The 14,345-nt window shown below is 61.4% G+C and carries 14 protein-coding genes and 1 tRNA gene; 9 read left to right on the top strand and 6 right to left on the bottom strand.

Annotated elements, in window-relative coordinates; all coding sequences use genetic code 11:
* Positions 1-30: 30 nt before the first annotated feature.
* Positions 31-438 (bottom strand): hypothetical protein, encoded by a 408-nt coding sequence (locus tag AD670_RS30285; RefSeq protein ID WP_053140855.1) that lies wholly within the window; start codon positions 436-438, stop codon positions 31-33.
* A 17-nt stretch (positions 439-455) separates the two neighbouring features.
* On the bottom strand, positions 456-1,394 hold the full coding sequence (locus AD670_RS30280) for an alpha/beta fold hydrolase (protein ID WP_053140852.1): 939 nt from the start codon (positions 1,392-1,394) through the stop codon (positions 456-458).
* Positions 1,395-1,566: 172 nt separating this feature from the next.
* On the opposite strand from AD670_RS30280, the gene AD670_RS30275 reads away from it, so the two are divergent.
* A complete protein-coding gene (locus AD670_RS30275) occupies positions 1,567-2,532 on the top strand; it encodes an arsenic resistance protein (RefSeq protein WP_053140848.1) in 966 nt (321 codons plus the stop codon).
* Between the two features lie 87 nt (positions 2,533-2,619).
* A complete protein-coding gene (locus tag AD670_RS30270; RefSeq protein WP_053140845.1) occupies positions 2,620-4,224 on the top strand; it encodes a glycosyltransferase family 39 protein in 1,605 nt (534 codons plus the stop codon).
* Between the two features lie 121 nt (positions 4,225-4,345).
* Here AD670_RS30270 and AD670_RS30265 read toward each other — a convergent pair.
* From AD670_RS30265 to AD670_RS30250, 4 genes are all read right to left on the bottom strand, one after another.
* Positions 4,346-4,421: transfer RNA gene (locus AD670_RS30265), tRNA-Phe, on the bottom strand.
* Positions 4,422-4,524: 103 nt separating this feature from the next.
* Entirely contained in the window at positions 4,525-4,797 is a 273-nt protein-coding gene (locus AD670_RS30260) for an oxidative damage protection protein (RefSeq protein ID WP_053140842.1), read from the bottom strand.
* Positions 4,794-5,861, bottom strand: coding sequence for an A/G-specific adenine glycosylase (mutY, locus tag AD670_RS30255; protein ID WP_053140839.1), 1,068 nt, complete (start codon positions 5,859-5,861; stop codon positions 4,794-4,796). Before mutY ends, AD670_RS30260 begins: the two co-directional genes overlap by 4 nt.
* Entirely contained in the window at positions 5,858-8,077 is a 2,220-nt protein-coding gene (locus AD670_RS30250; protein ID WP_053140836.1) for an AsmA family protein, read from the bottom strand. Before AD670_RS30250 ends, mutY begins: the two co-directional genes overlap by 4 nt.
* A 324-nt stretch (positions 8,078-8,401) precedes the next feature.
* Here AD670_RS30250 and AD670_RS30245 point away from each other — a divergent pair, with 324 nt between their 5' ends.
* From AD670_RS30245 to AD670_RS30215, 7 genes are all read left to right on the top strand, one after another.
* Complete coding sequence (locus AD670_RS30245; protein WP_053140833.1) at positions 8,402-10,063, top strand: OFA family MFS transporter; 1,662 nt, start codon at positions 8,402-8,404, stop codon at positions 10,061-10,063.
* 169 nt (positions 10,064-10,232) lie between these two features.
* Positions 10,233-10,826, top strand: a complete 594-nt coding sequence (gene hisB / locus AD670_RS30240; protein WP_003218037.1) for an imidazoleglycerol-phosphate dehydratase HisB — start codon at positions 10,233-10,235, stop codon at positions 10,824-10,826.
* The gene (gene hisH / locus AD670_RS30235; RefSeq protein WP_053140830.1) at positions 10,826-11,464 is read left to right on the top strand and encodes an imidazole glycerol phosphate synthase subunit HisH; all 639 of its coding nucleotides are present in this window, start codon (positions 10,826-10,828) and stop codon (positions 11,462-11,464) included. The genes hisB and hisH overlap by 1 nt, the downstream gene beginning before the upstream one ends.
* Positions 11,465-11,722, top strand: a complete 258-nt coding sequence (locus AD670_RS30230; protein WP_053140827.1) for a DUF2164 domain-containing protein — start codon at positions 11,465-11,467, stop codon at positions 11,720-11,722.
* Positions 11,723-11,761: 39 nt separating this feature from the next.
* Positions 11,762-12,499 carry a 1-(5-phosphoribosyl)-5-[(5-phosphoribosylamino)methylideneamino]imidazole-4-carboxamide isomerase gene (hisA, locus tag AD670_RS30225; RefSeq protein ID WP_008435688.1) on the top strand — a complete coding sequence of 246 codons (738 nt, stop codon included), beginning with the start codon at positions 11,762-11,764 and terminating at the stop codon, positions 12,497-12,499.
* A gap of 9 nt (positions 12,500-12,508) precedes the next feature.
* Positions 12,509-13,279 carry an imidazole glycerol phosphate synthase subunit HisF gene (gene hisF / locus AD670_RS30220; RefSeq protein WP_003171107.1) on the top strand — a complete coding sequence of 257 codons (771 nt, stop codon included), beginning with the start codon at positions 12,509-12,511 and terminating at the stop codon, positions 13,277-13,279.
* Positions 13,280-13,345: 66 nt separating this feature from the next.
* Positions 13,346-14,101 carry an ABC transporter substrate-binding protein gene (locus AD670_RS30215; protein WP_053140824.1) on the top strand — a complete coding sequence of 252 codons (756 nt, stop codon included), beginning with the start codon at positions 13,346-13,348 and terminating at the stop codon, positions 14,099-14,101.
* Positions 14,102-14,345 lie beyond the last annotated feature (244 nt).

Below are 14,345 nucleotides of genomic sequence, written 5' to 3'. Positions count from 1 at the left end.
GGGCAAGCCCCTCCCGCATTTGGTTTTGCGTCAGTCTTGGGTGAGGGCCTGGGAGGCAGCGACATAATCCGCCTGGAACTGCGGCGACTCGATCCACGCCAGTGCGGCGGCTTCATCGTCGCTGTCCGTGGCCCACTGCCGATACTCGATCAGTGCCGCCAGGATAAAGTCGGTGGCTTCTTCCTCACCTTCCTGCTCCAGCACCAGTGCGAGCAGCGGGTGGCCCAGGAATACCGCGCAGAGTGCTTGCTGGCTGGTCTCGCCGGCGGTGCGCATCTCTACGAACAGCTCGGTCAAATCCACCGACTCAAGGTCAATCCGGTCGTCATCGCCGGAAAACGCATCCGGCTTGCTCGCGACAGCGCGTTGGGTGCGGTTCTGCTTGGCCTTGGCCTTGGCCCGGTGGGCACGTTTTTGCTGCTTGTTCGGCGAGGCCATGGGCTCACGTCCTTGGGTCAGGATCTGGGTGGGGTATTGAAGCGCAGGTTGAGGGAAATCCCAAGGGTATCCGCCGTTAATTGACCGTGTTGCAGCCAAGCCAGTGCAATCGGCCACAATCGATCCTGATACTCGCTGCGAAAGAACGCGAAATGTCCGACCTGTTTTTCGCCGATGTCTTCCGGGGCGATGCGCAGATGGGTGCGCTCGCTGTTTGCGAAATAGCCCAGCAATCGCTCAATTGCCGCCACGGTGCCGAACGGGTCATCGGTGATGCTGATCGCCAGCATCTGCGCCTTCACACGACTGAATGGCAAGTCCGCCAGGGCACGCCCGCTGGGCCGCGTCTCGTACCGGGGCGTTGGCGTGGACCAGTCGCGCACCACGCCTGCCGGCGTATCCTCCAGCCAACCCAAGCGCTTGCCGGGGAAATACCCGCAGAGTGCCGTTACCACTGGCATTACCACATGCCATTTGGCAAGCATCTGCCAGCGCCCGGCGGCTGCGTAATCGCGCCAATAGGCGAACTGCGCGCCCACGGTCACGATTCGCCGGATCACCGCGCCGGATGCCCCGAGCCCCGCCGCACAGCCACCAAAACTGTGGCCGACCACATCAATCGGTTGGCCTGGAAACTCCCGCTGTGCCCGCAGCAGGATCGCTTCGAAATCCAGCGTGCCCCAATCCGACCACGACGCCTTGAAACCGCGTAACGAACCGCTGCGGGACTCACCGATGCCGCGATAGTCGTAGGTGATCACGTCGAAGCCGTTGGCGAACAGGTAGTCGGCGAAACGTGAGTAGTGGCGGCAGCGCACGGAGGTGGCGGCGTTGATGATGACGACCGCGCGTTCTAGGTCGGTGCGCGGGTGGCGCCAGGTGAAGCCGCCGAGGGGGTGGCCGTCTGCGGCGGATTCGAGGAATGCTTCTTGGGTGGGGCGGGTTGGCAGGTTCATAGGTCCGCTCGATCCGTGCGCTTTTTTGTGGTGCTTGGAGGCTCACGCGCTTTTTATAGGGAACCGAAATTAACAAATTTAGCGCGCCATGGGTGTGAAGATGGCCATGACGCTCGACCTTGGCCCTTTGGGTGCATAGGCTGACGATCTTTCGATTGATCTGAGCTCGACCATGACCCGCGACACCCTCGAACGCCACCAGATCCCCCTCTACTTCGCCGCTGTCCTCCTGGCTGCGGCTTTCGGCGTGTTCGCGCCTTCGTTGGCCCATGGCCTCGGCGTGCTGGTCACGCCCGCCATCGCGGTGTTGATGTATGCGATGTTCCTGCAAATCCCTTTTCTGGACCTGCGCCAGAGCTTGAGTCACAAGCGCTTTCTGTCGGCGCTGCTGTTGGCCAATTTCATCCTCGTGCCGTTGCTGGTGTGGGTGTTGACCCGTGGCCTGCTGGAGCGCCCGGCATTGCTGGTGGGCGCATTGCTGGTGTTGCTGACGCCGTGTATCGACTACGTGGTGGTGTTTACCCATATCGGTAAAGGCGATTCACGCTTGATGCTGGCGGCGACGCCGGTGCTGTTGTTGCTGCAGTTGCTGCTGTTGCCGGTGTACCTGGGGTTGATGCTGGGGGCGCAGTCCGGGGTGGTGGTAGCGGTGGGGCCGTTTATAGAGGCGTTTGTATGGTTGATTGTGCTGCCGATGGTGCTGGCGGTGATCACTGCATCCCTGGCGCGCCGATCGGCGCTTATCAATGCCTGGAACAATGCCTGGGCATGGTTGCCGGTGCCTGCGATGGCGGGGGTGTTGTTCGTGGTGATCGGTTCGCAGATCACTTCGGTGGTACGTGACATCAGCCTGTTGCTGCCGGTGATCCCGGTGTATATCGGCTTTCTGGTGCTGGCGCCATTAATGGGGGTGCTTGCGTCGCGGCTGTTCGCGCTGCCGGCGGTAACGGCCCGGGCAGTGACGTTCAGCGCGTCGACACGGAATTCGCTGGTGGTGCTGCCCCTGGCGCTGGCGCTGCCCGACGATGTGCGTGGGCTGGCGGCGACGGCGGTGATCCTGCAAACCCTGGTCGAGTTGGTCGGCGAGTTGATTTACGTTCGGCTGATCCCGAGAGGGGTGTGGCCCGAAGGTCGGTAAAAGCGCCAATGTTCAGGTTTGTTCAGGCGTTATTCAGGGGCGCGCTCGGCACCATAGGTTGGCGCTCCCTACCTGACAGGTCTACCGATGGATCAACGCAACCGTTTTCGCCTGGAGTCCCTGGGCATTTTCCTGATCGCCTTGCTGCTGTTTACCCTGGGGATCTGGGATCAGCAGCCGCAAGGATTTGACGGGCGCTGGGCGCTGTTCCTGCAGGAAATGTTTCGCCATGGAGCGAGTCTTTTCCCTACCACCTATGGGCAGCCCTACGCGGACTACCCCGGTACCGCGACCTTCTTCAGTTACGTATTTGCCCGGCTGTTCGGGGCGCCCAACCACTTGGCCAATGTGCTGCCCACTGCTCTTGCATCCGCCGGGGTCGTGGCCTTGATCTATCGCTTGCTGGTCCCGGCGAGTCGCCCATGGGCGTTGCTCACGGTGCTGCTGACGTTGCTGACCACCCAACTGCTGGAAAAGTCGCGCTCGGTCTGCCTGGACCAGATGGTGGTGTTGCTGTGTGTGGGCAGTTTCTACCTGCTGCACAGCGGTGAGCGCCTCGGCTCGCGATCGCGCCAGCTTGCGGTGTTCCCGCTGTTCATCCTGGGGTTTGCGATTCGCGGGCCTTTGGGCTTGATCGAAGTCTGTGGCGTGGTGTGCGTGTATTGGGCGCTGGGTCGTCCCGGCGCGCGGGTCAAGCAGGTTTTGGCTCACGGAGTCGTAGGCCTGGTGTTGCTGGCGGCGTGTTGGTGGCTGCTGGTGAAGCTGGCGCGTATCAGCGGTGGCGATGCGTTTGCGGATGAGGTGTTCAAGATGCAAGTGGGCGGGCGCCTCGATGAAACCGGCGAGCCGTTCTATTTCTATTTCCAGCTGAGTTTGTACCGCTATTTCCCTGTGGTCCCGTTGGCGTTGGCCACATTGGTGGCGCTGCGTCATCGCTGGAGTGAACGGTTCGATGACCCTGTGCAACTGGTGATGCGGCTCGGTGCCTGCGGCTTGATGATCTTGCTCGGGTTGTCGGTGCCGCACTTCAAACGCGCCTATTACATTTTGCCCATGGTGCCGATGTTTGCCGCTGTCGCCGCCTATGGGCTGCTCCAGGCGCAAGGCTGGCTCGTCGGGGTGCGCCGATGCTATGAGGGGCTTGTCGCAGCGCTACCGGCGTTGTGCGTGGTTGTCGTGTTTGTCTGTCGGCATGGGGGGCAGAAACACGGGTACTGGCCTGGCGTCTCGTTGCCGTTGTTGATTAGCGCGCTGGTGGTGCTGCAAGTTGCGGCGCTGATTGCCTGGCGACGCCTCGAGCGGCTGGTGTGGCTCAGTGTATTCGCGCTGGCTGCGCAGTGGCTGGTGCTGGTGACGGTGGTGGAGCCTGCCAAGGATTTGCAGTTCGACACTCGGCAATTCGTCCGCCAGGTGGAAGCGCTTCGCGTATCGCAGCCTGGGCAACTGGTATTCCTGAATCTCGGCAGGGACACCTGGGCGGTGCGTTACATGATGAATCTGGACCATGACGAGCAGCCGTCGTTTATCAGCGCTGCAGACGTTGAGCGATTGAGCGCGTTACCGCGACCGTCGTGGGTCATTGTGGCGCGCAAGGAAACCGCGTTGCTCAAGGGCACGCCTCTGGAGCATCAGGCGCCAAGTTTTGAAGGGCGTTTGAATGACAACCCACTGATGGTGTTTCGGCTGGAATGAACCAGCCGCCTCATCTCAAAATCGCGACTTGGATAGCTCAAATTGCAGACAACAAAAAACCCGCACTAGGCGGGTTTCTTGTGTGTTTCAGATGACGTTCGCACCACCTGAAACTAATGAGTGGTGCCCAGAGACGGAATCGAACCGCCGACACGGGGATTTTCAATCCCCTGCTCTACCGACTGAGCTATCTGGGCAACGGGGCGCATTAAACGGGTTTTTCAGGGGGTCGTCAAGCAAGTTTTCAAAAAATATTTAATTATTACCGTCGCTTACGTGCCGACCCCGGTTTTTGATCAATTATTGAGCAGGTGGCACGTAGCCGTCGGCCTTGGCGTAATCCTCGCCGGAAAAGAACTTGTCCATCTCGCCTTGCAGGTATTTGCGGTCTTCGGCGTTCATCATGTTCAGGCGTTTTTCGTTGATCAGCAGGGTCTGGTGTTTTTGCCAGTCGGCCCAGGCCTTGGCGGAGACGTTGTCGAAAATGTCCTGGCCCTTGGCGCCTGGAAACGGCGCGCGGTCCAGGGCAGGCAATTCTTCGTGGTACTTGCGGCACATGATGGTGCGGGTCATGACGACTCTCCTGCGTTCAATACATCGGCCGCGCGTTTCAGCAGTTTCTTTACCGGGGCGGCAAGGCCCAGGCGCGGCGGGGTGGCGAGGTTATACCAGAGCCAGTCGGCCTCGGCCACGTGATGGGCGGATTCCTCGACCTGGACCAGCCAGGGTTCGATGGCCAGTTGGAAATGACTGAAGGTGTGGATCAGCCCTGGCAGTGCCTGGTGTTTGCCCAGTTCGAGCGCGTGCTGGCTGGCCAGGTGTTCGAGGTCTTGCAGGTCGTCCAGCTCGGGCAGGCTCCACAAGCCGCCCCACAGGCCGGTGGAAGGGCGACGGTAAAGCAGAATCGCGCCCTCGGCATTGGCCAGCATCGGCATCAGCGTGCGTTTCTGCGGGATGGTCTTGCGCGGCTTGGGGATCGGGTAGCGCGTCTCCAGGCCGAGCATGTGGGCTTCGCAGCCTTTTTCCAGCGGGCACAGCAGGCAACTGGGTTTGCTGCGCGTGCAGAGGGTGGCGCCCATGTCCATCATCGCCTGGGTGTAGGCATTGACGCGATCATGGGGCGTGAAGCGCTCTGCGGTAGCCCACAGCTGTTTAGCTACCTTGGGTTCGCCTGGGTAGCCCTCTTGAGCGGTAAAGCGCGCCAGTACGCGTTTGACGTTGCCGTCGAGGATCGGCGCGCGCAGGCCCATGCTCAGGCTGGCAATCGCGCCCGCAGTGGACAGGCCGATGCCGGGCAACTCAGTGAGTTTTTCCACATCCCTTGGAAACTCGCCACCGTACTCGGCCACCACGATCTTCGCGGTCTTTTGCAGGTTGCGCGCCCGTGTGTAGTAACCCAGGCCCGTCCACAGGTGCAGCACTTCGTCTTCCGGCGCGGCGGCCAGGGCTTCGACCGTTGGCAGGGACGCCATGAAACGGTCGAAGTAATTGAGGACGGTACTCACCTGGGTCTGTTGCAGCATGATCTCCGAGACCCACACCCGGTAAGGCGTGATGCCCTGTTGCCAGGGCAGGTCATGGCGGCCGTGGCGGTCATACCAGTCCAGCACCGCCGTTGAAAACTGCTCGTCTCTCATCGTTTGAACAGGCCTTTCAAAGCATCTTTGAGCTGCGGGTTAACCTTGTCGAGCTTCTCTTCCAGCTTCTCGCTGAGCTTGTTGCCGGCCGCCTTGATCGCGACCTGGCTCAGGCCGTCCTTGTCCAGGCGGCAGGCCTTGGCGCCCAGTTCCAGCGGGCCACGGCAGCGCAGCGGCACTTCGATGCCCTGGAAGTTGGAGCCGACTTCGCAGGCAGGGTCCGGTACTTCGCGCTGGTCACCTTCAACGATGATGCCGACGCGGTAATCCATGCCCAGCACACGCAGGTCGACGTCACCGTTGCCGTTGACGGTCAGCCCGGGGATGCGCACTTTCAGGTCGGGGTTATTGGCCACGCCGTTACGGAAGGTCAGGTTGCCCTTCAATTCCTGGAAGGGGGTGTCCTTGCCGCGTTGTTCGCCGCTCAAGGTCTTGCGGTTGAGCAGGGCGATACCGGTGCACAGTTGCTGCTCGAGGTTGGCGTTGAGCAGCACGCCGTTGTTGATCACAAAGCTGGCGGTGCCGTTGAGGCTGTCGATCAGGGCTTTCTGGCTGTTGCCGCGGCCGCTGAGGTTGCTGTCGAGGGTGACCTGGCCTTTCACCGGTGGCGTTTGCCCCTGTGCCTGCAGGATGCGTTCGACCGGCACTTGCTTGATCCGGCTTTGCAGGGCCAGCACTGGAACATCCTGGCGCACATCGAGCGTGCCATTGGCCTGGAAGGTGCCGTTGTAGAGGCCGCCGCTCAGGGTGTCGAGCTTGAGCTGGCCATCGATGCCGGAGGCCTTGAGCACGGCATTCTGGATCGGCAATTTGCTCAGGGTCAGTTGGCCGAAGGCGAGGTCGGCGTCTACGTCCAGCGTGCGCAGGTGAGCCAGTGGCAGCAGTTTGTCGGTGCTCCAGGCGCCTTTGGTCGGTGCTTCCGGCAGCGGTGTGGTGCCCCCGGCGGCCATTGCGCCGGCTTCGCTGTTCTGCACTTCGGCCTGGCGTGCGGCGCTTGCCCCTTTGGCGGATTCGGACTTGGCCGGCAGGTAGTTGTCGGCGTTGAAGGTATCGCCCTTGAGCTGCACGCGCAGCGCTTGCTTGGCGAAGTCGTCCACGGCGATGCGACCGGTGAAGGTGCTGCCGTCGAGTTTCAGGTTGAGGTCTTCCAGCGCCAGGCTGTTCGGTGTGCCCTTGAGGCGGCTGACCAACTCGACCTTGCTCAGGCTGCCCTCGGCCATGGGCGGCAGCGGATTGCCGACGCTGTCGAGGAACTTGGCCAGGTCAAACTGGGCGATGGACAGCGCGCCGCTGAGCTGCGGGGTCTTGTCCAGGTCGTTGACCTTCAGCTCGCCCAGGGCGCGCAGCTGGTTGGCCGAGAGTTTCAGGTTGGTCCATTCGGCGATATTGGCCGCCTGGTCCACCAGCAACTGGCCCTGGGTGGAGAAGGTCACGGTCTTGCCTTGCAGCGGCTCACCCGTGGCTTCGCCGGTGACTTTCATGTCTTCGAACTGGTAGCGCTTGAGCGCTCGCTCGATACGCAGGTTGCCGTTGAGCTCGGTCTTGACGCGCATCACCGGCTGGTTGCTGCCGAAGAAGGCGGTGAGCTTGACCGGAATGCTTGCACCTTCGTGCACGGCGCCGGCGCTGAGTTGGATGCTTTCCGCGCTGAATTGCTTGCCGGTCAGTTCATCGTTGTATTCGACGCGGGCGTTGTTGATCGTCAGGCTGTCGATATCCAGGCGGATCGGCTGGGCCGGCTTCTCCGGTTTTACCTCGGGGGCCGGCTGTGCTGGGGCGGGAGTGGCCGGCGTGTCGGTGGTGGCTACCGGCGCGGTCTTGCCGATGTCTTCCCAGTTGCCATGGCCCTGCTTGTCGCGGTTAAGGCGCAGGTTCAGTCCTTCGACACGCACATCGCTCATTTGCACCTCGCGACGCAGCAGCGGCAGCACGCGCACCGACAGGCCGAGCATTTGCAGGTCGGCAAACGGTTGGGTCGGCGTAGTCAGGGTCGCCACGCTGGCTTCGTGCAGTTCAAGGCCGAGCCAGGGGAACAGGCTCCAGCCGATATCGCCATTGAGCGTCAGCTCGATGTGGGCCTTGTCGCGGGCAATCTGGCGAATCTCGTCTTTATAGTCGTTGGGATCGAAGAGATGGGTCAGGGCAAAGCCGAGAGCCACAATGATCAGCAACAGCCCGAGAAGTACCAGACCCAGGATTTTGCCGAACGCTTTCATGGGCGAGTCCTTGTATGTCGATTTCAAAATTTAGCCGCAGAGTATAACGCCCGATGGCCGGCGTCAGGTCACCGATCGTTACATTGTATCCATGGGGGCGAAAACGGGTTTTTGACGCCAATAAAACCGAAAAATCGCAAAAAGATGATGTCATTTTGGTTTTTCTGTCATCGGCTAATGCTAATCTTCGGCCGTTCGTTCGCCTTCTGCGACTTATCGTCGCGCCAAAATGGAGCTTCACTCAACAAAACGGCCACGCTTTGCGTGCAAGGCCGAGGGGGAGAGCGCCTGACGAACGCATACTAATAACTGGGGGATACACCAATGAGCACTAGCAATGTGGCTGGCGCTACCGCCGCACAGCCAGCGTTCCTGTCCAAGGAGCGCATTATCGCCAAGCCAGGGTTCAACCGCTGGCTGGTTCCGCCGGCCGCCCTGGCCATCCACCTGTGCATCGGCATGGCCTACGGCTTCTCGGTGTTCTGGCTGCCGCTGTCCAAGGCGCTGGGTATCACCAAACCGGTCGCCTGCGCGCCGGACATGAGCTTTATCGCCCAAGTCTTCTCGTCCCAATGCGACTGGCCCATCTCCATGCTGGGCTGGATCTACACCCTGTTCTTCATCTTCCTGGGCTGCTCGGCAGCGATCTGGGGTGGCTGGCTGGAGCATGCCGGTCCACGCAAGGCCGGTGTGGTTTCGGCGCTGTGCTGGTGCGGCGGCCTGCTGATCTCGGCGTTGGGTATCTATACCCACCAGATCTGGCTGATGTGGATCGGCTCCGGGGTCATTGGCGGTATCGGCCTGGGCCTTGGGTATATCTCGCCCGTATCGACCCTGATCAAGTGGTTCCCGGACAAGCGCGGCATGGCCACCGGCATGGCGATCATGGGCTTCGGCGGCGGCGCAATGGTGGGCGCCCCGCTGGCGGCAGCGCTGATGGGGCACTTCGGTTCGCCGACCAGTGTGGGCGTATGGCAAAGCTTTCTGGTGATGGCCGCGATCTACTTCGTGTTCATGATCGGTGGCGCACTGTCCTACCGTGTTCCGCCGACTGGCTGGAAGCCTGAGGGCTGGACCGCACCGGCTAAAAAAGCCAGCAACGCAATGATCACTCACCGTCACGTGCATGTGAATGTGGCGTGGAAAACCCCGCAATTCCGCCTGGTATGGCTGGTGCTGTGCCTGAACGTGTCGGCGGGTATCGGCATCCTCGGCATGGCTTCGCCGCTGCTGCAGGAAGTGTTTGGCGGCAAGTTGCTGGGTGTTGATGTGCCGTTCGGTCAACTGGACGCCGGTCAACTGGCCTCCATCGCGGCCATCGCTGCAGGTTTCACGGGTCTGTTGAGCCTGTTCAACATCGGTGGTCGGTTCTTCTGGGCGTCGTTCTCCGACTACCTGGGCCGTAAAAACACCTACTTCGTGTTCTTCGCCCTGGGCTTTGCCCTGTATGCGCTGATCCCGAACCTGGGGCACCTGGGCAACGTGGCGCTGTTCGTGGCGGCGTTCTGCATCATCCTGTCGATGTACGGCGGTGGTTTTGCGACTGTCCCGGCCTACCTGGCGGACCTGTTCGGTACCCAGATGGTCGGCGCGATCCACGGTCGCCTGCTGACCGCTTGGGCAGCCGCGGGCGTACTGGGCCCGGTGTTGGTGAACTACCTGCGTGAGTATCAACTGAGCATCGGCGTTGAACGCGCTGCAGCCTATGACATCACCTTGTACATCCTCGCTGGCCTGCTGGTGCTGGGCTTTATCTGCAACCTGCTGGTCCGCCCGGTGGCCGACAAGTACTTCATGACCGATGCAGAACTGGCCGCCGAACAGGCGCTGGGCCACGACAAAGGTGCGGATGCCAGCACTTCCCTGGAGTGGAAAGCAGCCTCCGGCACCGTGCCATTGGCAATTGCCGCCTGGCTGGTGGTGGGTATTCCGTTGGCGTGGGGTGTGTGGGTGACCCTGCAGAAGACGGCGGTACTGTTCCACTAAGTTGAATACAAGCGGGCGCACCATCCTGGCGCGCCCGCTTGTGTATACATGTCTACCCCCGACATTCCCCGCTTCAATTCGTCAGTCTTATCCCCTTCGATGTTTCTGTTTAGCGCCCGCGCCCCTATAATGGCTGCCTTTTTCGCCCAATGATTTTGCGGAGCTGGTGATGGCCGAACGTAAGGCGTCCGTCGAGCGCGACACTCTGGAAACCCAGATCAAAGCCTCGATCAACCTGGATGGCACCGGAAAGGCCCGATTTGATATCGGTGTACCTTTTCTTGAGCACATGCTGGACCAGATCGCCCGTCACGGGCTGATCGACCTGGATATCGTCAGCAAGGGCGACCTGCATATCGACGACCACCACACGGTGGAAGACGTAGGCATCACCCTCGGCCAGGCGTTTGCCAAGGCCATCGGCGACAAAAAAGGCATCCGTCGCTACGGTCACGCCTATGTCCCGCTGGACGAAGCGCTGTCGCGTGTGGTCATCGACTTCTCCGGCCGCCCAGGCCTGCAGATGCACGTGCCGTACACCCGCGCCACCGTCGGCGGCTTTGACGTCGACCTGTTCCAGGAATTTTTCCAGGGCTTCGTCAACCACGCACTCGTCAGCCTGCACATCGACAACCTGCGCGGCACCAACACCCACCACCAGATCGAGACCGTGTTCAAGGCCTTCGGTCGCGCCCTGCGCATGGCCGTAGAGCTGGATGACCGCATGGCCGGGCAAATGCCGTCGACCAAGGGCGTCCTGTAATGCAGACGGTCGCGGTTATCGATTACGGCATGGGTAACCTGCACTCGGTGGCCAAGGCCCTCGAGCACGTAGGTGCCGGCAAGGTGCTGATCACCAGCGATGCCGACGTGATTCGCGAAGCCGACCGGGTGGTGTTCCCGGGGGTTGGCGCGATTCGCGACTGCATGGCCGAGATTCGCCGCCTGGGCTTCGACAGCCTGGTGCGTGAAGTCAGCCAGGACCGGCCGTTCCTCGGCATCTGCGTAGGCATGCAAGCCTTGCTCGACAGCAGTGAAGAGAACGACGGGGTCGACTGCATCGGCCTGTTCCCAGGCAAAGTGAAATTCTTCGGCAAAGACCTGCATGAAGACGGCGAACACCTGAAAGTCCCGCACATGGGCTGGAACGAAGTCCGCCAGACCGTGGATCACCCGCTGTGGCACGAAGTGCCGGACATGGCGCGTTTCTACTTCGTGCACAGCTACTACATCGCCGCCGGTAAACCGGGCCAGGTGGTGGGGGGCGGGCACTACGGCGTCGACTTTGCCGCCGCGCTGGCCGAAGGTTCGCGTTTCGCCGTGCAGTTCCACCCGGAGAAGAGCCATACCCATGGCCTGCAATTGCTGCAGAACTTCGCCGCCTGGGATGGGCGTTGGTAAATGGCCAGGAAGCCGAAGCAGCCGATTTTGAACCTCACGCCTGAGCAGGAAAGTGAGGCTACCCTCAAGATCAAGCGCTTCATGGAAGACCGTTTCGAGCTCAAGCTGGGCTCGTTCGAGGTCGCCGAGATCCTTGAGCTGTTCACCACCGAAGTGGCTCCGCACTATTACAACAGGGCGATTTTCGATACGCAGACGCTCCTTAAAGAAAGGTTCGAAAGCCTCGAAAGCGACCTGTGGTCGCTTGAGAAACCCTGATTTCCCAAGCATTGCTGAATATCGAATAAGGTTTGCCAGATGCTGATTATTCCCGCTATCGATCTCAAGGACGGCGCCTGCGTACGTCTGCGCCAAGGCCGTATGGAAGACTCCACCGTGTTCTCCGATGACCCGGTGAGCATGGCTGCCAAATGGGTGGAAGGGGGCTGCCGTCGTCTGCATCTGGTGGACTTGAACGGCGCCTTCGAAGGCCAGCCGGTCAACGGCGAGGTGGTCACCGCGATCGCCAAGCGCTACCCGAACCTGCCGATCCAGATCGGCGGCGGTATCCGCTCCCTGGAAACCATCGAGCACTATGTCAAAGCCGGCGTCAGCTACGTCATCATCGGCACCAAGGCCGTGAAAGACCCGGCCTTCGTCGCCGAGGCCTGCCGCGCGTTCCCGGGCAAAGTGATCGTGGGCCTGGACGCAAAAGACGGTTTCGTCGCCACCGATGGCTGGGCTGAAATCAGCACCGTGCAAGTCATCGACCTGGCCAAGCAGTTCGAAGCCGACGGCGTGTCCGCCATCGTTTATACCGACATCGCCAAAGACGGCATGATGCAGGGCTGCAACGTGCCGTTCACCGCAGCGCTGGCCGCTGCGACCAGGATCCCGGTGATCGCTTCCGGCGGTATTCACAACCTGGGCGACATCAAGTCGCTGCTGGACGCCAAGGCGCCAGGGATCATCGGCGCCATCACCGGCCGCGCGATCTACGAAGGTACCCTGGACGTCGCCGAAGCCCAGGCTTACTGCGATGCCTACAACGGCTGAGGACTGACCATGGCGCTGGCCAAACGCATCATCCCTTGCCTGGACGTCGACAACGGTCGCGTGGTCAAGGGCGTCAAGTTCGAGAACATCCGTGACGCCGGCGACCCGGTGGAAATCGCCCGTCGCTACGATGAGCAAGGTGCCGACGAGATCACCTTTCTCGACATCACCGCCAGCGTCGATGGTCGCGACACCACGTTGCATACCGTCGAGCGCATGGCCAGCCAGGTGTTTATCCCGCTGACCGTGGGCGGTGGCGTGCGTACCGTGCAAGACATCCGCAACCTGCTCAATGCCGGTGCGGACAAGGTCTCGATCAACACGGCTGCGGTGTTCAACCCGGAGTTCGTCGGCGAAGCCGCGCAGCACTTCGGCTCGCAATGCATCGTGGTCGCTATCGACGCCAAGAAAGTCTCCGGCCCGGGCGAAACCCCGCGCTGGGAGATCTTCACCCACGGCGGGCGCAAGCCCACCGGCCTGGACGCGGTGGAGTGGGCGATGAAGATGGAAGGTCTGGGCGCCGGCGAAATCCTGCTGACCAGCATGGACCAGGACGGCATGAAGAACGGCTTCGACCTGGGCGTGACCCGCGCCATCAGCGATGCGCTGGGTATTCCGGTAATCGCCTCAGGCGGTGTCGGTAACCTGCAACACCTGGCCGACGGCGTGATCGAAGGCCATGCCAGCGCGGTGCTGGCGGCGAGTATTTTTCACTTTGGCGAATACACCGTTCCTGAGGCCAAGGCCTACATGGCGGCGCGCGGTATCGTCGTTCGCTAAACGTTGCTGGACACCATGGCAGGCGCGCGGCACTCTCTGCGCTTGCCATGGATTCCGGTAACTTTCATGTTCAAACACCTGCTGCTCGCCGTCGCCAGTACGTCCCTCCTATTGGCCGGCTCGGCCCATGCCGAAGAACCGTCTGACGCCTCCCTGGTGTTGCTGACGGAAAATTTCCCGCCCTACAACATGGCCAAGAACGGTAAGAACTTCGCCAAGGACGAGAACATCGAAGGCATCGCCGTGGATATTGTGCGCGAGACCTTCAAGCGCGCCGGCATTTCCTACAATCTGACCCTGCGTTTTCCTTGGGAGCGAATCTACAAACTCGCCTTGGAAAAACCCGGTTACGGCGTATTCGTAATGGCCCGCCTGCAGGACCGTGAGGCGTTATTCAAATGGGTCGGCCCCATCGGCCCGGACGACTGGGTGTTGCTGGCCAAGGCCGACAGCAAGATCCAACTCGACGACCTGGAGCACGCGCGCCGCTACAAGATCGGTGCCTACAAGGGCGATGCCATCGCCGAGACCCTGGAGAAACAGGGTCTCAATCCGCTCGTGGTGTTGCGCGACCAGGACAACGCGCAAAAGCTCGTCGATGGCCAGATCGACCTGTGGGCCACCGGCGACCCGGCCGGGCGTTATCTTGCGCGCCAGGTCGGTGTGACGGGGCTCAAGACCGTGCTGCGGTTCAACAGTGCCCAGTTGTACCTGGCGCTGAACAAGGACGTGCCGGATGAGGTGGTGGCCAAGCTGCAGGCGGCGTTGGATCAGTTGCGTAAAGACGGCGTCGTCGACGAGATCATGGCGAAGTATCTGTAGCAGGCGGCACACCTGTAGGCGCTGGCATCAGTCACCTGATGCGCGACTGAAAGACTGCTATCGCTGCGTGGGTATCTATACAACGTTGGTTCAACGCTGAACGCCCGGCAGATAGGGCTGTTGTGGCGAGCGGGCTTGTCCCGCGTTGGGCTGCGAAGCAGCCCCAAAACCAGCCTCTACAGAGTGTCTGATACACCGCATTCTGCTTTACTGGGGCTGCTACGCAGCCCAACGCGGGACAAGC

The organism is Pseudomonas sp. MIACH (assembly GCF_001269925.1).
Taxonomy (GTDB): domain Bacteria; phylum Pseudomonadota; class Gammaproteobacteria; order Pseudomonadales; family Pseudomonadaceae; genus Aquipseudomonas.
The sequence above is the reverse complement of the archived record's forward strand: the minus strand, read 5'-3'. Positions and strand labels throughout refer to the sequence as shown.